Here is a 20,976-nt window from a genome sequence, read left to right on the forward strand (position 1 = left end):
TGCTGATTAAACATCAAAGCATTAACTGATATTGGTTGTAGCTTTTTTTTATCTGAAAAAGTGTCAGCTTTTCAGTGGAAAAAGCTCATGCATGCTAGTATTTTGGGAGGATTATGGCAGACAAATCAAGGGACAATTTTTCCGACTACCTCCTCTATAATTCCCCGTTCCTCCTGTCTTCCGCTCCTGGGAGGGGAGGGGCGAGGGTGGGTTGTCTCCTGTCTCCTGTCTCCTACCCTAACCCATAAGACTTTTGAGCGCAAACCCTAGTTAGGGAAATGCGATCGCCATGAAGCCACAAATTCAAATTATGGCTTTTTTTGACTACTCCCCGCAGCTGTTGCCGAGGGGATTCTAAGTTGATACTACGCAACAGGATAAATCCATGTTGCTTCGTTTTTTCGAGCGCTGACCAAAGATATACTCTTTGGGGACAATTTCCGCGGTGCCCCTACACAGTCGACTTAAGTTTAACCCATGCTTTGCTGCTTACTTTTGTCTAAACTTTTGTATATCCAGATAATAGCACAGGACAACTAAAGAAGTCTTGTCTAAACGACTCGCTTGTTTTCATCCCCCGGTTAAAACACGCTTGCTCTCAACGTTGCTTTTCGGTAATATAGTATCTGCAACTCTCAGAGCATTAGCTGCAATAGTCAGAGCTGGACTAACACCCAAAGCATTCGGCATAAAACCACCATCTACAACAAAGACATTTTCATGGTCATGTAAACGACAGTCTTGGTCAAGCACAGATGTATTTGGATCTTTACCAAAGCGAGTTGTACCTACTTGGTGGGACGTATGAATATCATCCTTATGACCCATTGCCCCAAAACATAATACCGCTCCTGCTGACCGAAAAACCCGTTTTAACTTGGTCATGTAATACCGAGAACGGAAAACATCATAGGAATGAAATTTGTGGAACAGACGAATTTTCCCATCCTTACCAACTTCTATCCGATTTTCCTGTTGGGGTAAATCTTCCACAATACCAGTTATTACCAACATCCGCTTCAACAGAAATTCGGCGATAGGTTGAGGTATTGGCACGGGAAAATTTTCTTGTAGAGAAAGAAGTCCGGGAATAGGTACAGTTTGAGCTAACCCTAATTTATGTGGAAATTCTTTGGAACCAAGATAGAGGTCTGTAAACCCTAACTGTTTAATAAATTTATCCGCCCCACCAGTAGATTGTTTGAATAATCCCGCCACTAAAGCACCACAATGATACATATAATTCCGCCCTACTTGTCCGCTACGCCCTGTTAAACCAGATTTCATCAGAATAACTGGACTACCCAATGCTCCAGCAGACAGAATATAAGTTTTAGCTGTGAGTTCTTCAACTGTGCCAGTTTTGCGACAACGAAGGCGAATAGCAGTAACTTTTTGCCTGGTATTAGTAACTAAATATTCTGCCTCTGTCAGAGTTTGAACTTTGAGGTTATAATTAGTAACTGCCTTATCAATAGTACGCATCACTGTAGAAGCACGAGATTCATTGGGACAGTAGAAACCAGGACATTTAGAACAACGTAGACAAGTATCGAAGTTTATACCGAAGGCAAGATGAAATGGAGTTAGTCCCGCAGCTTTTATACCTTTTTCTAATTGTTGGTTAATTGGTTCGAGTGCTGGAACAGTGGCCGGATAACCATTACTTGGCGTACCAATATTTAACATTTTGTGTGGTTTATCCCCGGCGACATTAAATAAAGCTTCTGCCTGGTCGAAGTAGGGAGCCATATCATCATAGGCGATCGGCCAATCCCAGAGATGACGGGGTAGCCATTTGTCATAAAATTTACCTGGATGGAAATCGTAGGGACTTGGGCGCATGAGTACTCCTCCATATAGGGATGTACCACCACCTAATATTCCTGCGATGTGAAGTTGGGCGTTACGTCCATTGACTTGAATTTGGCGATCGTCAAAAGCTTCTTTATTAATCAGCATTCGTTGCTCATCTTGAAAAGCTTCAACATCACTAAATCTAGGGCCACGTTCCACTAGGAGAACTTGTTTACCAGCTTTTGCTAGAGTATGGGCAATTGTTCCTCCTCCTGCACCACTGCCAATAATTATTGCGTCAAAATCGTAACCCACTACTCTCTCCAAATATATTTTTTTAGTTTTGTTTTTGATTAAATCAGGATTTAGGCAAATTATTAGACAATACGCTATCAGTAGGGGCGAATGCCATTCGCCCCTACTATATATGGCGCTACTATAGTTAGGACATCGGGTGATTATGATGATTTATGACGCGAGCAATATCCTCGCACTAATTGTCCTAACCGCCTTGGCGGTTGCTATATATATGGCGCTTGGTGCGTAAGTCCCCGTCTCACTTGACGCGAGCAAGATGCTCGCACTAATATATATGAATAATTTCTAATAAATTGTTTGTTATTTGAGATACAAAAAATTTTATACCTAGCAGGACTTACACAAATTTACTTTTAAAGTACCATTTGTAGGGGCGAATGGTATTCGCCCTCCCCATTTCTAGAGTCTGGTGCGTAAGTCCTTTCTAGAACAAAAAGGGGAGTAAATATTATCAATATAAAAAAGCTGAAAATTTAAAGTTTACCTCTAGCAAAAAAATAGCGATCGCCTTACTTAACCTCTGAATTAAAAAACAATACTATCAAGTTTCTAATTTAGCTTAGAGCATCAATAAATAATAATAATAGAAGGAAAGGTTAGGACAGATCGAGAGATTAAAACTCAGACAAAGCAATATTTTTCCTTCTTCCTTCTTCCTTCTTCCTTCTTCCTTCTTCTGCCTTCTTCAACTTTAAACTTTCTCTTTTTCAGGTTCCTGTGCAAACAATTTTTCTAAACGGTCTGCCCAATTTTTCTGATTAACATTAGCATCTTGAATATAGGGAGAAATTGCGATTAGTTTCATAAATAATTCATTAAAAACTGAAAGAGGGAAACGCATTGGTCTCATTATGTCTAAGAATAAAACTACACGGACACCATCAGTTTCATTCCAAGCTTCATGGGGAAAAGAATCATCAAACATCATACTTTTTCCTTCTTCCCAATGACGTGTTTCATCACCCACCCGAATGCGACATTTTTCTTTTGGTTCAGGTACTTTTAATGCCAATAAATAACGAACAACTCCTTTGTAAGGACCTCGATGTTCGGGAATATGTTTACCAGGTAATAAAATAGAAAAGAATGCTGTTTTCATCCCCGGAATTTTTTCGATTAAACGGGTTGTTTCTGGGCATCTTTGACAATTTTTTTCTGATTTAATACCATACCCATACATAAAAAATGTTTTCCATAAATCATCTGGGCTAGTATAATCAGCTTGGTCTGGAGAAATGTCTTGGAAATTTGGTAAACTATCTCGGTATTTGAGGAGTTCATCTAATTCTTTCCGAATCAATACCCAATTTGCTTCTACCTCAGTGGTCCAGTCAAATTGTTTAGAATCAAAAAATGCTGTATCACCAATCAAGGAATATTTAGGAATTAACTTTTCATAATATGCAAGAAGTTTAACTCCAATACCATATATTAATATTCTCCTAAATTTTGCCCTGATTGTTTCTAAAGAGAGATTCACCATAGATTTTTTTTTGCTTGAATTTAAGCTGTTTGGATAGTTTTTATTTAACCAATCCAAGTTAATATAGTACACAAACTCATATTTTGGAAGTCGAGAATAATTAAAACTTTTTTAAAAAATTGTCTATAGCACTGCGTCTTTTGGTATCCGTTCTTATAAACCTACGATTATCTACATATGTTTGATTCTGGTCAAGCCCCTAAATCCCCGTTCAACAAAAAGCGCAGCAACATCTGGCTTCCCCGATCCTGCGGGGGACGGGAGGGGGATCAAGGGGGACTTTTAGAGTTTTATTCCCCCCAATTTTGGGGGGCTAGGGGGCAAAATCATATCCAGAATCAGCAACGCCAGATTTTGTAATGAAACAATTAGGTAGATTTTTTCAGGTTACAGAAACAACGGATTTTAAAAAGTTTTTTTAGATATTGATAAAATAGAAAAATATCCTATAACTTTTGTAAGCTGACATAAAAAATGATCGAGTAGAGGGAGAAATTTTTAAGTTAATTTAATTGAATTCCAAACATAGAAAAATTATACAATTGATATTTCCAACAGAATCAGTTGAAAATCCAGATATCTTTAAGTTTATAGAAACTAATGAAAAATCCCAATACAAAATATGATTTTCTAATTGTAGGTAGCGGCATCTTTGGTATTACTGCTGTTGTAGAATTAGCCAAAAGAAAATATAAAGTGGCAGTTATTAACCCAGATACCATTCCCCATCATCTAGCAGCTTCTACTGATATTACTAAAGTTGTCCGTATGGAATATGGTACTGATAAAGAATATTTCCGCATGGCAGAAATATGTATTGACCGCTGGAAAGAATGGAATGATTTTTTTTGGGGAAGAATTATATCACGAAGTAGGTTTTTTTAATGCTGTGTAAAGATAAAATAGAAAGCGATCGCCATAGCTTTGAAAAATTTAGTTACCAAAATCTCGTTGAAAGTGGTTATTCTCCAGACAGAATGAATGCTGAAAGTATTAAAGAACGTTTTCCAATGGTGAATAACTCGGTTTACATAGATGCTAATTTTAATCCGAAAGCAGGTTATGTAGAATCTTCACTGGTAGTAGAAAAACTAACTGAGTATGCTTGTTCTTTAGGTGTTGAAATTTACCAAGGGCAAACCGCAGAAAGTTTTATTGTGGAAAATGGGAAGTTGCAAGGAATCAAAACTAGAGAGGGAAATACTTTTAAATGTGGTCATGCGCTGGTAGCAGCAGGTGCGAATACTCCCTATCTTTTGCCAGAACTACAACCTTACATGAAAACGACTGGTCATCCTGTTTTTTGGTTAAAACCTCAAAACCCTAAATACTTTTCGTCGCCCTATTTGAGTGTTTTTGCAGCCGATATTTCTAATTCTGGTTGGTATGGTTTTCCTTTTTTGCCTAAATATGGTGTTGTCAAAATAGCTAAACATTCTAGTGGTGTACCTCTTCATCCCGAAAATAGCGATCGCCGAATTAAGGATGATGAGGTAGAGAAGATGCGGTCTTTTGTGAAGATGACTTTCCCCGAATTGGTAGATGCACCTTTGGTGTATACTCGTAGATGTTTATATACTGATACCCTTGACGGACACTTCTGGATAGATAAACATCCAGAAATTAAAGGTCTTTCTGTGAGTAGCGGTGGCAGCGGACATGGGTTTAAAATGGCACCTTTATTAGGAGAAATTGCAGCGGATATTGTGGAAGGGAAATCACATCAATTTTCTCAAAGGTTTAGATGGCGACATTTAACACCTGATACCGTTCAAGCTGAAGAAGCGAGAGGTACTGAAATTTAGTGCTACTTTGCGCTGATATAGCGTTTCCCATAGTCGTAAGGTACATCTATAAATTTTTATTTTTATCCTATTCCCTATTCCCTGTTCCCTGTTCCCTAAAATCAGGAATTTTGTACCTCACGCTTTTTGGGAATTGCTATATATTTTTTTAAGTATAATAATTTATGTAGTCAATTAAAAAGTTTTATGAATAAACAAATAGTTGATAAATGGACTTATGGTGGTGTTGTTTTTTCTTTGTATTCTCTTGCAGGTTCCCGATCTTCTAGGGAGTTTGTTTTAGAGTGTACTCACTATGATTCTCGTTCTTTTCCTGCTCAAGATATATCAAAAGCTAAGATTTATGCTCAGTCTTTGATTCAAAACGATATTCTACCTAAAATGACTAAAGAAGGTATCATTACAACGGTAGCCCTAAATAGAGTTGTTGAGAAATAAAAAGTGAAAATGCTCAAATACTTACTATATAAGGTTTGTATGATTTTAGGATTTAAAAACACTATGAGCTTTGACTGATAAAAGTTTTAGCCATGTTTTTAGCTTAATTCCCAACAACTCACTCTAATATGTAAGGATATTAATTGCTACATCCCTTTAATTGTCAGAAGGTAGACCAGAAAAATCATTACTTGTTTACCACTACCCATTACAAGAATAGATACTATTATATCATGTCTGGATGAACAGTTATAAATAATTAGGGAGGAGTCAGGAGTCAGGAGGGAAAACAAGGGAAATAAAGAATATATCAGGAGGAGAAGAAAACGAAACCGAAAATTATCCAGCAACGAAACCCAACATCATTATTATCCCTGTGTGTCACTTCGTTATACTTAACCTACTTCTTGCTTGATTATCTTGGTTTTTGTTGGGTTGCGCTCTCGCTTAACCCAACCTACTCACTTGTGTTTCACTGATAACTGATAACTGATAACTGATAACTGATTAATCTCCCCCACCAGCTTTCCAAGCAATAGCTTGACTCGGTTGAGGATCGGGTAACTTCAAAGAAACTAAAGCTGCTCCCAACACAAACAACATCGATACCCACAGACAACCAACTAAACCAAATATCTGATAAACCAACCCAGATAAAACGGTACCTGCAAGACGACCACCAGAATTAGCCATATAATAGAAGCCAACATTTAAAGCTACTTTATCATCATCTGTAAATGCCAATACCAGGTAGGAATGAACCGCAGAATTAAAAGCAAACACTACACCAAACAGCATCAGTCCACTAACAATAACCCAATTAGCAGGTAAACCTGATTGTAATGCAATAGCGATCGCGCCGGGAATACCAGTTAATGTAAACGTCCAAAATTGAATAGTTTTTGATTGTGGTGGCTCACCAGAACCAAATTTTTGTATAAGTGTTGGTGCTAAAGATTGAATAATACCATAACCAATAACCCAAGAAGCCATAAATCCACCAACTTCATAAAACGACCAACCCAAAGTACCTTGCAGAAAAACAGGTAATCCTACTACAAACCAAACATCTCGCGAACCAAATAAAAAGAAACGGGCCGCAGAAAGAATATTAATTTCCTGACTTTTAGAAAAAAGTTGTTTAAATTTCACCTTCTGCTTAATTTTGCCCATACCCTTTGGCAACATTAAACCAGTGAACAAAATTAAAAACAACCCTCCCGCCATTATCCACAGAGCATTGACAAATCCAAATAATGACAGCAGCGCACTACCTACAAAAAAACCAACTCCTTTCAGAGCATTCTTAGAACCAGTTAACACTGCCACCCACTTGAATAGAGATGATTGAGCATCTTGGGGAATAACTAACCGAATAGCACTTTTAGAACTCATTTTCGTTAAATCTTTAGCGATTCCCGAAAATGCTTGTGCTACCATGACATAAAATACAGCTAACCATTGTACCCAACTTGGATTTACATAAGAAAGCATAATTAGGGCAAAAACCTGTAACCCAAGACCACTGTAAAGAGTGACTCTTAATCCAAATTGAGAACCGATCCAACCACCAAAAAAATTAGCCAAGATGCCAAAAATTTCATAAAATAGGAACAAAAAGGCTATTTCCAAGGGAGTATAACCTATGTTGTAGAAGTAGAGTAGCACCAACATTCGCAAAGCACCATCAGTGATGGTGAAACCCCAGTAAGCAAGGGTGACTAGGGCATAATTTTTTATACTAGCACTTGTAGTAGAAGCCATGATTTTTATTACTTTAAACTATTGTAACCAATTTTCTAACATTAAACCTTCGATTCTTAACATATAGCAGTTTTCAGCCTGGTGAGGTACATTAATGATCCCCCTAAATCCCCCTTATAAAGGGGGACTTCCAGTTCCCCCCTTCTCAAGGGGGGTTAGGGGGGATCTCCAGAAGTGTACCTCACGCTTACTGGGAAATGCTATATCAGAATCATTAGAAACCAAAACCAGATTATGATGAATTGCGGTAGCTGCAATCAGAATATCAGGAAATTGTATAGGGGTTCCTTTGTTCCTTAAATTTGCATAAATACCAGAGGCGATATTAATTATTTCTATTCTGTCTAAAAACAAAATATTGATATTACTTTTACACAAATTATCCAAAATAGCTAACTTTTTTTGGGAATTAATTGCTAATAAGCCCCCCTTACTTTCAAAATACGTAATACAACTGATAAAGAGTTTTTCTCTTCTATAATTAACATCATCAAGGCGAACCAATAGTCTAGAATCTTGTTTAATAAGAGGAGTTAGAATATTTGTATCTAATAAATATGTCATTACTACATTTTCCTCAAATCTCGCATTGCTGCATCAAACTCTTCTATTTCTTTAGGTGTTAAATCACTCAGTAATCTAAATAATACTTGTCCTCCCAATATACGTCTGATTCTATCACTAAGTATTTCCTCAGTCATTTCTTGTAATTCTTTTAGAGAACAATTTCTCAGAAAAGTATCGAATATATTGCGTTTCATCTCTTTCTAAATTTTCAAACAAATTATCAGTAGCAAGGAAATTCTCTATAATTGGAATTACTCTCTGCTTAAAAATATCTTTCATCGTAATAGAAACTTCAGCCATATTTTTCTCCTTATTTATTTGATTTATAGTGCAATACAGTTCAGTTAAGGGTTTTTTGAAGAAGGAAGAAGAAAGAAGAAAGAAGGAAGAAGGAAAATACATAAGTCTATAGATCGATTTATGAGTTTTGGTATTATCTGTTTGCGCAGCATGACCTAGGAAACCGTATTGATTTATAGTGTTTCTCAAGTTACTGAGGTACGGTTGTTTTTCTACTCCCCTACTCCCCTACTCCCCTACTCCCTACTCCCTACTCCCTACTCCCTACTCCCTGCTCCCTACTCCCTACTCCCTCTCTCTCAGAGCAACTTTTCGAGCTAACTCTACCATACGATTAGCATAACCCCATTCATTGTCATACCAAGCCAAAATTTTCACTTGAGTTTCATCTACTACCATTGTTGAAAGAGCATCAATAATAGAAGACCGGGGGTCATCTTTATAGTCAATGGAAACTAAAGGACGTTCTTCATAACCCAAAATTCCTTTCAGTGGTTCTTGTTCGGATGCAGTTTTTAGCAAACTGTTAATTTCTGCCACCGAAGTAGGGCGAACCACTTCAAACACACAATCTGTCAAAGAAGCATTTAACAAAGGAACCCGCACCGCTAAACCATTCAACTTACCCTTAAGTTCTGGGTAAATTAATGTGATCGCTGTTGCCGAACCAGTTGTAGTCGGAATCAGTGAAAGACTTGTAGCTCTAGCGCGACGCAAATCTTTATGAGGTGCATCAACAATAACTTGAGTATTAGTATTGTCATGGATAGTAGTAATAACTCCATGTTTAATTCCCAATCCTTCGTGAATCACTTTTACCACTGGAGCTAAACAATTAGTGGTACAAGAAGCTGCCGTGAGTAAGTGATGTTTTTCAGGTTCATAGAGATTATCGTTAACACCCATGACTACATTTAAAGCTTCTTCTTTAACTGGTGCTGCCACAATTACCTTTTTGACACCATGCTGAAAGTAAGGTTCAAGAGTGCTTGGAGTCCTAAACTTGCCAGAACATTCCAACACAAGATCGACACCAAATTTTTCCCAAGGCACCTCACCTGGTTGAGAATATTCACTGAAACTGAGAGGTTTACCATCAATTATTACCTGTTCGTCTGTTGCTTCTACTTCCGGCGACCACCTGCCATGTACAGAATCAAACTTAAGTAAATGTGCTGCTGCTGCCGTACCTCCTTTGATTTCATTAATGTGAACGAACTCTACTTCTGGCCATTCCCAAGCCGCACGCAGTGCCAACCTTCCCATGCGACCAAATCCATTTATTCCGATACGCATTGCTATATTTTTCCTCCTTTAAATTTTCGATAGTTTTACCGAATAATTAATAATTAATAATTAAATAATTCTGGTTTAAAGCCTCCCCTTTTAAGGGGAAATAAAGAAATAATATTTCCTTATATTCAATCAACAACAGTTTTAACCAGAGGTAATTATCAATTATCCATTATCAATTATCAATTATCAATTAATGAAATAGCAATAGTGAATAGCATAGTACGGGAGGAAGATGCTCCCACTGTAGTGTCTCATAATAAAAATAATTACAAAGCACTACCATTACAATGCACCAACACCAAATTTTCTTTTTTCTTAACTAGCTCAGGACTTAGGCAAATTATTAGATAATACACTATCTGTAGGGGCAAATTGCATGATAGTATCCAGCTTTTTAACCTCTTAAACAAGTTAATTTTTTGCCAAAGTCTGTAAAAAGCTACTTTGAGATTCCCGTAAATCAATTTCTGGGTTTGCAGTTGAAATAATTTCCATTGCCTCATCATAAGATGAACCAGAAATAATCAAATACCCCGCAAGAGCAGTAGCTGTTCGTCTTTTGCCATTGCTGCAATGAATTATAACACCATTGTTTTGACTATCAATAAAATCCTGTAGTTGTTTAATTTGTTCCCGACTTGGTGCAGTTCCTCCTTTGATAGGCAACCACAAGTAAGGTAAGTTTGCCTGTTTGTAAAGCTCTAAGTTAGAGGGGTCATCCATCAAAGAGATTATTGCACCGATACCTAGTTTCTGTAATTCTGGTAACTCTTCTTCAGTTGGTTTGCGAACTCCTGCTAGTTTATCTGGAATCACCCACCACAAGTTTTCTGTTATTGGTTGATTCGTTTCTTGTTCCATTGTTAGTTTTTCCTGTTATTCTCCAAACTTTTACGTTCGCTATAGCGGTCTGTCAAATAATCAATTTTATCTCGCAATAATAATGTAAACTTGTATAATTCCTCCATAACATCAACAACGCGATCGCGATACGCTGAATCTTTCATTGTCCCATCTTCATTAAATTCCTGATAAGCTTTCGCTACAGAAGACTGATTTGGAATAGTAAACATTCGCATCCATCTGCCCAAAATTCGTAGGGTATTAACTGCATTAAAAGACTGAGAACCCCCGCTCACTTGCATAACTGCCAAAGTTTTTCCTTGAGTTGGACGCACTGAACCAATACTTAAAGGAATCCAGTCAATTTGATTTTTGAGAATGCCTGTAATATTACCGTGCATTTCTGGCGATGTCCAGACTTGCCCTTCAGACCATTGACTCAGTTCTAGCAACTCTTGAACTTTTGGATGAGAATCTTCTACTCGTCCTCGTAAAGGTAGATCGTGGGGATGAAAAAATTTCACTTCCGCTCCCATTTCTGTAATTATCCGAGCAGCTTCTTCTGCTAACAAACGACTGTAGGAACGTTCGCGCAGAGACCCATATAGGAATAAAATTCTTGGAGGATGGTCAAAATTTGTCATTTCTGAATTCTGTTATCAAAGTGTATGCTTTATTTAGGTGGTAGGTTTTAGATTTTAGGTGGTAGGTTGTCAAGAACAAATTTTAAGTTGGCAGTTTCAATATATTCATAAATATAAATTTAGATTTCTCCCCCACTCCTCTACTCCCCTACTCCCCCCACTCCCCTACTCCCCCACTCCCCACTCCCCACTCCCCTACTCCCCCACTCCCCACTCCCCTACTCCCTACCAATGGAGTCGCATAACAACGAGGGTCAATTAATGTTGCCTTTTCTGGTTGGCGAGGGAACCAAAAAGCTGTGCGTTTACAAAATTCTACCAACATCAACATTACTGGTACTTCTATTAATACTCCCACTACTGTTGCTAAAGCTGCCCCAGAATTCAAACCAAATAGAGTAACTGAAGTGGCGATCGCTACTTCAAAATGATTACTAGCTCCAATTAAAGCAGCAGGAGCAGCATCTTCATAATGTAATTTCATTTTCAAAGCTGCTACATAAGTAATCAAGAAAATAAAATTAGTCTGGAGAAATAGTGGTACTGCTATCAACAAAATATGAAAGGGATTTTCTACAATTAATTCTCCCTTAAAAGCAAACAATAAAACTAAAGTTATCAACAAAGCAGCAGTAGAAACCGGACTTAAATACTTGAGAAACTTACGCTCAAACCATGCTTTTCCTTTATTTTTGAAAATCCAGTAACGGCTATACATTCCAGCAGCTAGAGGTAAACCCACATAAATTAGCACCGATAAAACAATAGTTTCCCAAGGCACAGTTAAATTATTAGCTGACAGTAACCACCGTCCAAGTGGAGCATACAAAAATAACATTGTCAAGGAATTAATCGCCACCATTACTAATGTATGTCCCTGGTTGCTGTAGGAAAGATAACCCCACATTAATACCATTGCCGTACAGGGTGCAATACCAAGTAATATTGTTCCAGCAATGTAGGAGTCTGCCAAAGCTACTTCTGTACCGCGCAATATTTCTGTACCTGTTAATAGTGGACGGAATAGCCAACCGAGGAAAATTTGCGCAAACGCTACCATGGTAAAAGGTTTAATTACCCAGTTAATGATTAATGTTAAGATGACGGGTCTGGGAGCATGAGCTGCATTTCTGGTTTGGGTAAAGTCTATTTTTACCATGATGGGATACATCATAAAAAATAAACAGATAGCAATGGGTATGGATACTTGATAAATACTCATGGCATCTAATGCACTGGCAACACCAGGAAATATTTTCCCTAGTGCAATACCTGTGAGGATACACAAAGCTACCCAAACGGTGAGATATTTTTCAAAGAAGCTAAGTTGACCCCCTGCTTGCACAGCAGATGTGTTTACTTGTGATGAATTTGTACTCATAATTTGTGTAATTAATATTCTGTTCGTTTTGTGAGAACTTTATACATATTTAGGTTGAATAAGATTGCATTTACTGGGATATTTGGTTGATCGGTGGTATTGAATTATTTAGCAAGTTTTTTAGTAAGAGAGTAGACTGCTGACGCTACAGACATTGAGCATTACTGCTACTCCAATGATGACGATCTTGCTGCTTGAAATTTTTCAGCAGTATTTTTGTTCATATTTTTTATATAGTGCTACGCGAAATGGGAATAGGGAACAGGGAATAGCAAACTGTAAAAGGGTTTTTTCGTGCGGAAATGCTCCGTGAACAGGATTAAAAAATGTCCTAACCAATTCTGGTAGTGCTATATCTGTTATATTTCAAAAAAAATTGATATTTGAGACAATTCAAGTATAACTAAAAAAGTGGAGGTAAGTACAAACTTATGCAATTTCCTATCAAGTCAAAAGCTATACCTATAGCCTAGGTTGTGGTCGGATAGTTCAATCTCTCCTGCAATACCCCTGCTAGGAGAAAATGTATGAGTATAAGATATTCGTATGTATTTGTTAATAAAATATATGTATTATTTATATGTCACTCATAAAATTTAGACATTTGGTCTCGGATTGGTATACTTGAAGCATAGGGTATACCAAATCCAAATTTGGACGTATAGCTCAGTTGGTTAGAGCACTACCTTGACATGGTAGGGGTCACAGGTTCGAGTCCTGTTACGTCCATAGTCCTGCAACCCCCACCAGTAAAGGTGTTGCTCTAACACTCGCTAAAGCTCGACTGAGCTAATCAATAATCACTGATTTTCTTCTGCCAGTATACTGCCAATTTGATATAGAAATAAAATATTTGTCATGAAGATGGCCATATTCGCCCTACTTCTTCGTGCTGGCCACTTATGATTATCAATATTAACTTTAGGTGTAATATCTTTTCTTAAACAAAGTTATATAAATAATTTGTATAACAAATAATATTACGCATACAACCACGAGTAAAATACAAAAGTTGGCATTTTGTAAAATTTCTAGTATACTTAAAAGTGTTCAGCTTCCTGCTTTGAGCTTTTGGCCATTAAACAGGATTAGGTGGCCATGCCAGCTAGAGGGATCATAACGTAGCGACCGAGGTAGCCTCACTCTAGTTAAATCCTCGACAAAATAGGTTAGTCAAGATTGCTTGTACGATGCAACGGTAATTCTGAGAACTTGCACGCACCTTATACAAAACGCGAAAACAAACAGGAGAATACTACGGTTCGGGAGTCTTCTAAGCAAGAATCCTTGCATAAGCGAGGCGATACAGGTTCAAGTCCTGTCTTCCGTTTTTTTTGTCTAGGTGGGTAATGTAGCTTAAGATTGGCTTATAAGCCAATCTTTTTTTTTAACAAATCAATCTTCAATAAAGCAACCACATCCCCCTATAAAATCGTCTGATGAGTTAGACTGCATTGATTCAGATTCAATTCTTTCCCTAAATTGCTTGAGAGTCAATGTACCTCCTTTCTCCCTTATGATGCAACCACTTTGTTTGGAGATCAGCTCAAGAAACTGATTTTCTCTTTTCTCGTGATACATATATCTTTCAGGGAAATGATTTAGCAATTTCCTAAACTGCTTCTTCCCTGCTTTCGAGCAGAAACCCCCGCAATTTGCATGAGAAAAACCATATTCGTAGAGCCTTGGCGGCTTTAAACCATCGTCTTTTATCGTCTGAAAAATTTGATTTCGATCTACCCAATCACCCCAACACAAAGGATAATCTACGCTATAAGGCTCCCAATTCTTGGTTATTTTCTCAGTCCTATGGTATTCATTGAAATCTATCCCAAAATACAATACGCATTCAGTGGCAGAAAAATTTGAAGAAACAAACTTACGACAAGGTTTGATTTTAAGCTCCATAGAGCAATTAGAGACTCTATGATTAACAAATCTTTTTTCTTCGTATATATCCCACGGAGTTTTTTTGTTTTTTAGAACGACTAATTCTGTTTCTAGAAAAAACGCTCCATCGTATAGAAACCTGTAATTGTCCTCATCTTCAATGTTTGTGTCTGCAAAGACTAGCAGGCAATTGTCTTTTCCATATTTTTCTACAACCATTTTTGCTGCAACATAACTAGCCGCTCCACTAGAGTAGAAAATAATATGCTTCACTCCAGAATTACATTTGCTCTCAGTCAAACTCATATTCATTGTGGGTAAATTTCTTTCTTCCGTACAGCAAGTATAACATTTTTAGGCGATCGCTCTTTTCCCAAATCATGCTTTAATTCAGCAACACCATTTTTGTATAAATAAACTGTATAAATAACTTGTTGCACAAAAAAATCTAGTGCGTACAAGACACACTAGATAAACGTTATTTCTATTAAATCATTTTGATTACAGTATTAGCTTTCTTTGTTCTTCTTCAGCTCTTTCATCATTTTAACGAGACCCCTGGAGTTAATAGGAATAGCTCCATGTTTGATAGCTAACTTTTTCTTTGACTGTGAGACATCAAAATGCTCGTGCCAAGTACCACGAACTTGGATCCACTCTTCTTTGAGACCTATCTTGGCTGCAAATTCAATTAGCTCTTCTGTAGATGTGTCACTACTCATATGACACATTACCATATTCCGAAATCTGCCATTATAATCATCAACGTAAATCATAATCGTCCTTTATTGTTTTGTTCGCAACTATCCTTTAAATCTATAGCAATAGCACCCATTAAGCTTGATGAACTCCCAACCTAGCAAACTCATTACTTGGTGGCGTTTAGCAGTGTTTGTTTTTGGGAATATTCCACCGACTACTCCTCGGTTAAAACAAGCGATCGCCTCTGACGAAGTTATCGTAGTATCAACGAGTTTCTCGCCTTTGACAATTCGTTTTGAATTGATTAAGTGAAAGCGGTGAATCGTTGAATCTAAGATAGGTTTTAAATATCTTGTCTCAGCGATATACTCTTGAACGGGGTATGATAAAAGCATTGCATGGTGTAATACTTCAGGTGCGCTCTTACTAGGTGCAGGAGGATTGTTATTGCTTTTCTCCTGTACCTTTTCCTTAGGAGGATCTTGAGAATCTGCCATAGCAGTTGAGCGAATCTGATATCCAGCTAATTGATGGAAGAAGACGCGAGTACCAGCGATCAGCATTGCAGTAGTTAATTTTGGGTTGTCATTAGGTATCCATTCTGCAATGATTTTTTCCGGGATTAAGGAAACCCTTTGAATCCCCCCTGGAGTTTGGACTTCAACCATTTTTACTTTGACTGAGGAAACCCCCTGAAGTTTAACAACTCGCTTAGAGATAGCTCCCTGGGTTACGCCTGACAATCTCGCGTAACCTTTTATAGAGCAAAAGCTTTCTCCAGTTTCAGTGTTAATGATAATCTCAATCCCATCATCGCTAATAAAAGTTTTGTGGACTAATTCACGCTCTTCAGACTTTCCCTTCGCTTGTTTCTCAGGAGATGGTTCCACTAAGACCTTACGCGCCTTCTGCGGATACTTAGCAGCTTCATACATTTCTAAGCATTTTCGGTCTATCTCTACTTCAAAATATTCTATATAGGAAATCGCCGGGAAGAACTTCTCCCAGTCACTATTCAGTGATTCAGTACCTACAAAAAAATCTAAATTCTCTGCCACCAAAGACTCACCTTCTAGTGAAATTAATTCATTGTCAGAGCTGTAAGTAGCCGTCAACTCCCAAAAATTTCCTACGAACTTTAATTTTCTCATGTTTCTCATGGTCAATAAAATATTCAGTTTCTGGGTTCGTTTGATTTTGTGAACCCAGATGACTGTATTTTTACTGGGGTAATCGCAGTAACTACCGTTCAAAAAGGATAGGAGATCCTAACAGCGGATCTCCTAGAGAGAATTAATCAAAAATTACTTGTGGCGGGAACGATGTTTAGCTAAAGCTTTAATAAGTTTATTGTTAAAATTGTAGCTAAGCGGGTATTGAGACATAGAAGCCAAGAAGTGGAATGCGTCTTCACTTATCGCTCTTGCTCCGCGAACATCTAACTGGCCTACCTTGATGCAACAGAATCTTATTTCACGCCTGTCCAGATGTTTGAATAGCAAAGCTGCATCACTTAGCCCCAGATATTTACAAACACCATCCACGAGGAACCAGAGCCCTTCTTCATCATCTGTAGCGATTTCTATCTCACATTCTTCTGAAAAGTAAAATTTTACAATGTCTTCCTCATCAAGAACCAATTTCTTGATATTTTTACTTTTCCAATGAGAGAAACTGCGATATACGGTTTTCCAGATAAAGGGAGATGGATAATGGGAGATTGCGAATTGAAATTTTGCAAGCGCTGTTGGGTTATCCATCCGCAACCACTCCTCAACGATATATTTCGGTATTAATTTGACTTGATTAATACCCGAAGGGGTTAGTATTTTGACGACATCAAATTCAATGCCGGACTTTTTAATCCGATAAGAAATCGGCCTTGGGGGCATCTCGGCGAGACGGCGATATCCTGCTACGGAACAGAAAATTTCATCAGGAAAATCAGGGTTTATTACAATTTCAACTCCGGTATTGCTTTGGAGCATTTTGTAGGTTAAATTAGTCATAATGTTCTTTTGTTGGAATACAGTTTCTGAGATCAGTTAAAAAGAATCTCAGATGACTGTATTCTTTTTTTTTGCTCTCTAAGAAATTGCTATCATGTAGAAAAGATTTTCAGTCAAAAAAGAAGAGTAATTAGAACTATGTATGATATTCTCTCTGGATACACCTGGGACGACATTGGTGTCACTTATGGGTTTAACACTAATGTGCCAATAGAAATGCGAGAAAAGTTTCATAAAGCTGCTGATGACATCACAGGAAAGACTAGACTAACCCTAACTGAATCACCTACACCTGATATTTTTATAGGATTCGCAGACACTCAAGGGTTCTTAGCCCTGGCTCATTACCCCGGTGAGTTTCTCATCAGTGGTGATATATTCCTTTCTCCAGAGCTATTGCAACAACCTGAGCGGTATCAGGACTTCGTTGTGATACATGAGTTCGGTCATGCATTGGGGTTGGGTCACACTGATCGACAGGATTCAGTGATGACCGATAATTTAACGGGAATGGGAGTTGAGCAGATGTCTACCCAACTTACCCCCCTTGATACTTGGGCGATAGAGACTAGTTATCGCGATATTGTTGGCTAAATAACTGCTCTACTGCATGAGAAACTCCTTTGTTTCTCATGAACTCTGTTAGTTTCCCTGTCTTAGCATACACAGAGAATATATCGACAAATGCATGTTCTTCAAACATGCAATATGCATTAGCTATCGCGATAGCTACACGACTAAAAAACACCCACTTACCTAATATTTCTATCGTGGGAACGAGTTCTATATCCTCTTCATCTTTTCCCAAACACAACACCATTGCATAGGGTCCACATTCGCAGCGAAACAGCACCGTTTCATAAAAACTCTCTATTACATAAGTACCTGTTTTCTCTAAGAAATCGACTATTTCTTTTTCAGATATCGAATATAGTTCAGCCATCTTTGATATAGCAGCTTCGCTAGATTTTGCATTTTTTTTCATTTCAATAATTCCTCGATTTTTTTCTTTAATTGATTGCTCGTAAGTTTTGACAATTCGGAAAGTTTTTCCCTCTACTTTTACCCAGCAGGTAACGATACCAGCCAAGGTTCTTAGGTACATATCGGCTTTAGCTCTGTCTCTAGTGGCTAACAATTCCATTACTTTTCTTCGCTAACTCATTAGCTTTGCGAAGAAATTTCTGTAGGTCTTTATCTCTTGGTATTAGCTCTCTTCCTTCTACCAATTCCCACGGAAGTTGGATGACTATATTCGCAAGTTCTAGGCGTAGTTCACTTTCAATCTCATCGGGTGACTGTTTAAATTCAACTAGCTTGCGAAGGATAGAGTTAACTCTATCCTTATCTTTGATGATGCATACTTTTACATGATGGAAGTCAGGGTAAAGTTTTTCAATTCCTATTAATTCACCATTAGAGGTGATAGCAAAACGTTCACCTTTCCAGCAATCATACGAAGCATTAAATTCATCTTTGGCTGATAAATAGTTTTTGACTTGAGAGTCGATAGCTACTTGTAAGTAGTTGAAACAATAATTACAGGTAGTACAGAGGTTAAGGCAATCTTTGGTTTTTAATAGGCAAAACATTTTTTCGTTGATAGGTCTATGTATGGATGATCTTTTTTGTACTACAAAAACATATTACAAATTTGTAGTACAAAATCACAAACTCTTGCCACTGAGGTAATCTAGCGGGTTTCTCTTTTATGTCCAAACTTCTTTGGGCCAATTTAATGCTAAAATAGAGAGTCATTTAACATTAGATTAAAGAGGTTGGAATTATGCCCAGAGGGAAGCATAGACATGGATACAATTGGAATGTACCTGATAAAGACAAAACAAATGTAAAAGTCCCGAAAGAAATAATGGAAGAGGTACAACAATTCGCTCAAGAATTGTGGGAGCAGAGAAAGAGGTCAGAAGAGCAGATGAGCCAAAGCGTTCAAGAGGATAGTGACAATGCCTAGAGGTGGTAGACGACATGGGTATGACTGGGGGATCTCTAAGAAGGATCAAACCAGTGTCACAGTACCTAAGGCGATCGCAGAAAGGGTGAAAGAAATAGCTCAAGAAATATGGGAGGAGGAAAAAGCAAAAGAACAAGAGGATGACCAAGAAGAAAATGATGATACTCAAGAGTGATTGACTTTCTATACTTGGGTGGTTGCTACCCACCTTCCTGCTGCTTAATTTGAGCAAACAATAGAGGCATATGCGCATCTGAGCGATGTCTTCAAGAATGCCTAGATTATTTTTTGCGTCATACCTTTAGCCCATTTCTCAAATGAACGCAAGATGTTTTTAATCTTACTCTTGGCTTGAAACATTGACTTGACATCTTCCCACAGAAGTGCGTACCTGTCAGCGTATGCTGTTTTCCAGGTTTTTAGGCGACGTAAATCACCATAGTTTTCTCTGATAATGGCTTTATCAATAAAAGAGAAATACTTTCTAAATTCAGATATTTTTGTCAAGTTCATAGTCTTATTAATCACTGTTAGTAACTCAATCGTTGCTAACAGTTTTTCTTTGCGACTGAAAATAGCCTAACATTGTTTGCAAGAAAAAATCTTTTAAGCATTATATAGATCTGCTTCGTAGTATTAATATTGCTAATATTAGTTATAAGCAAGTTTTATATAAAAGGGGTTGCTAGTTTTTGAGCAATTGCTCTATAGTAGAAACATAGCAAAAGAAAAGACGAGCAAAAAGGTAGGTAGCCTGAGAACCGACCGCGAAGGTTCGAGTATCGTAAGTTACCTCTCTGAATAAAGCTCACTTTACTGCTATAGGATTCTCAATTCATTTTGTTTAACAAATTATTGTAAGTAACTTGTTAAATAAACGCCGTTTTGGCGTTGAGAGTTATCTTGAATCTAGCCTGTCTGCGCTTGCAATCTATTTTTGTTGCAATAGTTATTTATACAACCTTGTTATACAAGAACAGATACCTACAAAGACAGGCACTATCAGTACCTTGAAAATCAAATAGAGGAGATGTGGAAACTCACAATAACTTTAGAACTCTCTCCAGAGTTAGAAGCTAGGATGTGTTTGGATCCTGAAGAATACATAATTTCAGATTTAAAGCTTTTACTAGCTCCCATAGGAGAACTTATTTCCTATGAACTTGAAGAAGAAGGACCGGAAGAGTTTGATGAGATCGTTCAAAGAGTCACAGAGGCTTTCGATGGAAAAACAATAAACATTCCAGGAGGACAGCTCCCTCGTCCTTTAGGTAGTTCATACAACGAGAACCTAAATGAAGACCAGAAGAGAGCTATTGAGAACCTCAATAGTTGGTATTCAGGAGTCGAGCAGTCAACTATCTTGACTGGGGGTGGTGGCACAGGCAAGACTTATACCTTGTCTAAATGGTTATCATCATTGTTAAACGTTCAAGCAGACTTCTTAAGTCCTACACATGGAGCTAAGAAAGTGCTAGAAACCTCGCTCCAAAAAAATAGTATTTATTGCGAGGTAAATACTATAGCTCAATTCTTGGGGAAGCAGCCTGTTATTAACAGTGAGACTGGGGAACAAGAATTTAAGACAGTTGTAGACAAGGAAGGAGGTGATTTAGTCGTTTGTGACGAGTCTTCTATGATCGCCAAAGAAGACCTTGAAAGGATCCTTTCAAAAGGAAGAAAGATTTTATTCGTTGGAGATGAAGCGCAGTTACCTCCAGTGGGGAGACAATAGCTCCCGCTTTTGCGCTCGGTTGCCAGCAGATT

At 37.7% G+C, this 20,976-nt stretch carries 24 protein-coding genes and 1 tRNA gene; 8 read left to right on the forward strand and 17 right to left on the reverse strand.

The features are described from left to right. Positions 1–570: 570 nt before the first annotated feature. Together SAGCYANO_RS14715 and SAGCYANO_RS14720 are read right to left on the reverse strand one after the other, a co-directional pair. Positions 571–2,112: a GMC family oxidoreductase N-terminal domain-containing protein gene (locus tag SAGCYANO_RS14715; RefSeq protein ID WP_202220802.1), complete on the reverse strand. Its 1,542-nt coding sequence runs from the start codon at positions 2,110–2,112 to the stop codon at positions 571–573. 694 nt (positions 2,113–2,806) lie between these two features. Further along, on the reverse strand, positions 2,807–3,598 hold the full coding sequence (locus SAGCYANO_RS14720; RefSeq protein WP_202220763.1) for an aspartyl/asparaginyl beta-hydroxylase domain-containing protein: 792 nt from the start codon (positions 3,596–3,598) through the stop codon (positions 2,807–2,809). A gap of 600 nt (positions 3,599–4,198) precedes the next feature. Between SAGCYANO_RS14720 and SAGCYANO_RS47575 the strand changes: the two genes are divergently transcribed. The 3 genes from SAGCYANO_RS47575 (at position 4,199) to SAGCYANO_RS14735 (ending at position 5,841) form a co-directional block, all read left to right on the forward strand. After that, positions 4,199–4,483 carry an FAD-dependent oxidoreductase gene (locus SAGCYANO_RS47575; RefSeq protein ID WP_202220764.1) on the forward strand — a complete coding sequence of 95 codons (285 nt, stop codon included), beginning with the start codon at positions 4,199–4,201 and terminating at the stop codon, positions 4,481–4,483. After that, a complete protein-coding gene (locus SAGCYANO_RS14730; RefSeq protein WP_202220765.1) occupies positions 4,483–5,403 on the forward strand; it encodes an FAD-dependent oxidoreductase in 921 nt (306 codons plus the stop codon). Before SAGCYANO_RS47575 ends, SAGCYANO_RS14730 begins: the two co-directional genes overlap by 1 nt. A 186-nt stretch (positions 5,404–5,589) precedes the next feature. Then, positions 5,590–5,841 carry a hypothetical protein gene (locus SAGCYANO_RS14735; protein WP_202220766.1) on the forward strand — a complete coding sequence of 84 codons (252 nt, stop codon included), beginning with the start codon at positions 5,590–5,592 and terminating at the stop codon, positions 5,839–5,841. 507 nt (positions 5,842–6,348) lie between these two features. On the opposite strand, the gene arsJ is transcribed toward SAGCYANO_RS14735, so the two are convergent. From arsJ to arsB, 7 genes are all read right to left on the reverse strand, one after another. After that, entirely contained in the window at positions 6,349–7,605 is a 1,257-nt protein-coding gene (gene arsJ / locus SAGCYANO_RS14740; protein ID WP_202220767.1) for an organoarsenical effux MFS transporter ArsJ, read from the reverse strand. Positions 7,606–7,719: 114 nt separating this feature from the next. Beyond that, the gene (locus tag SAGCYANO_RS50325; protein ID WP_202220768.1) at positions 7,720–8,169 is read right to left on the reverse strand and encodes a PIN domain-containing protein; all 450 of its coding nucleotides are present in this window, start codon (positions 8,167–8,169) and stop codon (positions 7,720–7,722) included. A gap of 2 nt (positions 8,170–8,171) precedes the next feature. Then, positions 8,172–8,366, reverse strand: a complete 195-nt coding sequence (locus tag SAGCYANO_RS14750) for a hypothetical protein (protein WP_202220769.1) — start codon at positions 8,364–8,366, stop codon at positions 8,172–8,174. Positions 8,367–8,757: 391 nt separating this feature from the next. Beyond that, complete coding sequence (locus SAGCYANO_RS14755; protein WP_202220770.1) at positions 8,758–9,768, reverse strand: ArsJ-associated glyceraldehyde-3-phosphate dehydrogenase; 1,011 nt, start codon at positions 9,766–9,768, stop codon at positions 8,758–8,760. 411 nt (positions 9,769–10,179) lie between these two features. After that, the gene (locus tag SAGCYANO_RS14760; RefSeq protein WP_202220771.1) at positions 10,180–10,629 is read right to left on the reverse strand and encodes a dual specificity protein phosphatase family protein; all 450 of its coding nucleotides are present in this window, start codon (positions 10,627–10,629) and stop codon (positions 10,180–10,182) included. A gap of 2 nt (positions 10,630–10,631) precedes the next feature. Beyond that, on the reverse strand, positions 10,632–11,255 hold the full coding sequence (gene arsH / locus SAGCYANO_RS14765; RefSeq protein WP_202220772.1) for an arsenical resistance protein ArsH: 624 nt from the start codon (positions 11,253–11,255) through the stop codon (positions 10,632–10,634). 148 nt (positions 11,256–11,403) lie between these two features. Further along, positions 11,404–12,636, reverse strand: a complete 1,233-nt coding sequence (gene arsB, locus SAGCYANO_RS14770) for an ACR3 family arsenite efflux transporter (protein WP_202220773.1) — start codon at positions 12,634–12,636, stop codon at positions 11,404–11,406. Between the two features lie 655 nt (positions 12,637–13,291). On the opposite strand from arsB, the gene SAGCYANO_RS14775 reads away from it, so the two are divergent. Next, positions 13,292–13,365, forward strand: a tRNA-Val gene (locus SAGCYANO_RS14775). Positions 13,366–14,031: 666 nt separating this feature from the next. Here the strand turns inward: SAGCYANO_RS14775 and SAGCYANO_RS14780 are convergent. The 5 genes from SAGCYANO_RS14780 to SAGCYANO_RS14800 all read right to left on the reverse strand — a co-directional run bounded on the left by SAGCYANO_RS14780 (position 14,032) and on the right by SAGCYANO_RS14800 (position 17,237). Next, entirely contained in the window at positions 14,032–14,745 is a 714-nt protein-coding gene (locus SAGCYANO_RS14780) for a hypothetical protein (RefSeq protein ID WP_237396177.1), read from the reverse strand. Positions 14,746–14,834: 89 nt separating this feature from the next. Then, on the reverse strand, positions 14,835–14,966 hold the full coding sequence (locus tag SAGCYANO_RS47580; RefSeq protein ID WP_255502563.1) for a hypothetical protein: 132 nt from the start codon (positions 14,964–14,966) through the stop codon (positions 14,835–14,837). Between the two features lie 69 nt (positions 14,967–15,035). After that, positions 15,036–15,302, reverse strand: coding sequence for a DUF4031 domain-containing protein (locus SAGCYANO_RS14790; protein WP_255502564.1), 267 nt, complete (start codon positions 15,300–15,302; stop codon positions 15,036–15,038). A gap of 27 nt (positions 15,303–15,329) precedes the next feature. Then, positions 15,330–16,379: a hypothetical protein gene (locus SAGCYANO_RS14795; protein WP_237396178.1), complete on the reverse strand. Its 1,050-nt coding sequence runs from the start codon at positions 16,377–16,379 to the stop codon at positions 15,330–15,332. A 153-nt stretch (positions 16,380–16,532) separates the two neighbouring features. Next, complete coding sequence (locus SAGCYANO_RS14800) at positions 16,533–17,237, reverse strand: hypothetical protein (RefSeq protein WP_202220778.1); 705 nt, start codon at positions 17,235–17,237, stop codon at positions 16,533–16,535. 138 nt (positions 17,238–17,375) lie between these two features. Between SAGCYANO_RS14800 and SAGCYANO_RS14805 the strand changes: the two genes are divergently transcribed. Beyond that, positions 17,376–17,831: a matrixin family metalloprotease gene (locus SAGCYANO_RS14805; protein ID WP_202220779.1), complete on the forward strand. Its 456-nt coding sequence runs from the start codon at positions 17,376–17,378 to the stop codon at positions 17,829–17,831. Here SAGCYANO_RS14805 and SAGCYANO_RS14810 read toward each other — a convergent pair. After that, entirely contained in the window at positions 17,806–18,381 is a 576-nt protein-coding gene (locus tag SAGCYANO_RS14810; RefSeq protein ID WP_202220780.1) for a hypothetical protein, read from the reverse strand. The genes SAGCYANO_RS14805 and SAGCYANO_RS14810 overlap by 26 nt on opposite strands. Beyond that, complete coding sequence (locus tag SAGCYANO_RS14815; RefSeq protein WP_202220781.1) at positions 18,362–18,829, reverse strand: hypothetical protein; 468 nt, start codon at positions 18,827–18,829, stop codon at positions 18,362–18,364. The genes SAGCYANO_RS14810 and SAGCYANO_RS14815 overlap by 20 nt, the downstream gene beginning before the upstream one ends. Before the next feature lie 194 nt (positions 18,830–19,023). Here SAGCYANO_RS14815 and SAGCYANO_RS14820 point away from each other — a divergent pair, with 194 nt between their 5' ends. Both SAGCYANO_RS14820 and SAGCYANO_RS14825 read left to right on the forward strand, forming a co-directional pair. Beyond that, a complete protein-coding gene (locus SAGCYANO_RS14820; RefSeq protein ID WP_202220782.1) occupies positions 19,024–19,209 on the forward strand; it encodes a hypothetical protein in 186 nt (61 codons plus the stop codon). Further along, the gene (locus SAGCYANO_RS14825) at positions 19,202–19,384 is read left to right on the forward strand and encodes a hypothetical protein (RefSeq protein WP_202220783.1); all 183 of its coding nucleotides are present in this window, start codon (positions 19,202–19,204) and stop codon (positions 19,382–19,384) included. Before SAGCYANO_RS14820 ends, SAGCYANO_RS14825 begins: the two co-directional genes overlap by 8 nt. 101 nt (positions 19,385–19,485) lie before the next feature. Here SAGCYANO_RS14825 and SAGCYANO_RS14830 read toward each other — a convergent pair whose 3' ends face one another. Then, positions 19,486–19,722 carry a hypothetical protein gene (locus tag SAGCYANO_RS14830; protein ID WP_202220784.1) on the reverse strand — a complete coding sequence of 79 codons (237 nt, stop codon included), beginning with the start codon at positions 19,720–19,722 and terminating at the stop codon, positions 19,486–19,488. A 517-nt stretch (positions 19,723–20,239) separates the two neighbouring features. On the opposite strand from SAGCYANO_RS14830, the gene SAGCYANO_RS14835 reads away from it, so the two are divergent. Further along, positions 20,240–20,944 (forward strand): AAA family ATPase, encoded by a 705-nt coding sequence (locus tag SAGCYANO_RS14835; RefSeq protein WP_202220785.1) that lies wholly within the window; start codon positions 20,240–20,242, stop codon positions 20,942–20,944. Positions 20,945–20,976 lie beyond the last annotated feature (32 nt).

It is taken from the genome of Okeania sp. KiyG1 (assembly GCF_014132355.1).
Lineage (GTDB): Bacteria > Cyanobacteriota > Cyanobacteriia > Cyanobacteriales > Microcoleaceae > Okeania.

Coding starts and splice junctions, on each gene's coding strand:
- SAGCYANO_RS14805 (WP_202220779.1), top strand. CDS start 17,376: ATGTATGATATTCTCTCTGGATACACCTGGGACGACATTGGTGTCACT.
- SAGCYANO_RS14755 (WP_202220770.1), bottom strand. CDS start 9,768: ATGCGTATCGGAATAAATGGATTTGGTCGCATGGGAAGGTTGGCACTG.
- SAGCYANO_RS14735 (WP_202220766.1), top strand. CDS start 5,590: ATGAATAAACAAATAGTTGATAAATGGACTTATGGTGGTGTTGTTTTT.
- SAGCYANO_RS14810 (WP_202220780.1), bottom strand. CDS start 18,381: ATGGAATTGTTAGCCACTAGAGACAGAGCTAAAGCCGATATGTACCTA.
- SAGCYANO_RS14750 (WP_202220769.1), bottom strand. CDS start 8,366: ATGAAACGCAATATATTCGATACTTTTCTGAGAAATTGTTCTCTAAAA.
- SAGCYANO_RS14780 (WP_237396177.1), bottom strand. CDS start 14,745: ATGGTTGTAGAAAAATATGGAAAAGACAATTGCCTGCTAGTCTTTGCA.
- SAGCYANO_RS14830 (WP_202220784.1), bottom strand. CDS start 19,722: ATGAACTTGACAAAAATATCTGAATTTAGAAAGTATTTCTCTTTTATT.
- SAGCYANO_RS14720 (WP_202220763.1), bottom strand. CDS start 3,598: ATGGTGAATCTCTCTTTAGAAACAATCAGGGCAAAATTTAGGAGAATA.
- SAGCYANO_RS14730 (WP_202220765.1), top strand. CDS start 4,483: ATGCTGTGTAAAGATAAAATAGAAAGCGATCGCCATAGCTTTGAAAAA.
- SAGCYANO_RS14835 (WP_202220785.1), top strand. CDS start 20,240: ATGTGGAAACTCACAATAACTTTAGAACTCTCTCCAGAGTTAGAAGCT.
- SAGCYANO_RS14800 (WP_202220778.1), bottom strand. CDS start 17,237: ATGACTAATTTAACCTACAAAATGCTCCAAAGCAATACCGGAGTTGAA.
- SAGCYANO_RS14760 (WP_202220771.1), bottom strand. CDS start 10,629: ATGGAACAAGAAACGAATCAACCAATAACAGAAAACTTGTGGTGGGTG.
- SAGCYANO_RS14790 (WP_255502564.1), bottom strand. CDS start 15,302: ATGATTTACGTTGATGATTATAATGGCAGATTTCGGAATATGGTAATG.
- SAGCYANO_RS50325 (WP_202220768.1), bottom strand. CDS start 8,169: ATGACATATTTATTAGATACAAATATTCTAACTCCTCTTATTAAACAA.
- SAGCYANO_RS47575 (WP_202220764.1), top strand. CDS start 4,199: ATGAAAAATCCCAATACAAAATATGATTTTCTAATTGTAGGTAGCGGC.
- SAGCYANO_RS14820 (WP_202220782.1), top strand. CDS start 19,024: ATGCCCAGAGGGAAGCATAGACATGGATACAATTGGAATGTACCTGAT.
- arsJ (WP_202220767.1), bottom strand. CDS start 7,605: ATGGCTTCTACTACAAGTGCTAGTATAAAAAATTATGCCCTAGTCACC.
- SAGCYANO_RS14795 (WP_237396178.1), bottom strand. CDS start 16,379: ATGAGAAAATTAAAGTTCGTAGGAAATTTTTGGGAGTTGACGGCTACT.
- arsH (WP_202220772.1), bottom strand. CDS start 11,255: ATGACAAATTTTGACCATCCTCCAAGAATTTTATTCCTATATGGGTCT.
- SAGCYANO_RS14815 (WP_202220781.1), bottom strand. CDS start 18,829: ATGTTTTGCCTATTAAAAACCAAAGATTGCCTTAACCTCTGTACTACC.
- SAGCYANO_RS14825 (WP_202220783.1), top strand. CDS start 19,202: ATGCCTAGAGGTGGTAGACGACATGGGTATGACTGGGGGATCTCTAAG.
- arsB (WP_202220773.1), bottom strand. CDS start 12,636: ATGAGTACAAATTCATCACAAGTAAACACATCTGCTGTGCAAGCAGGG.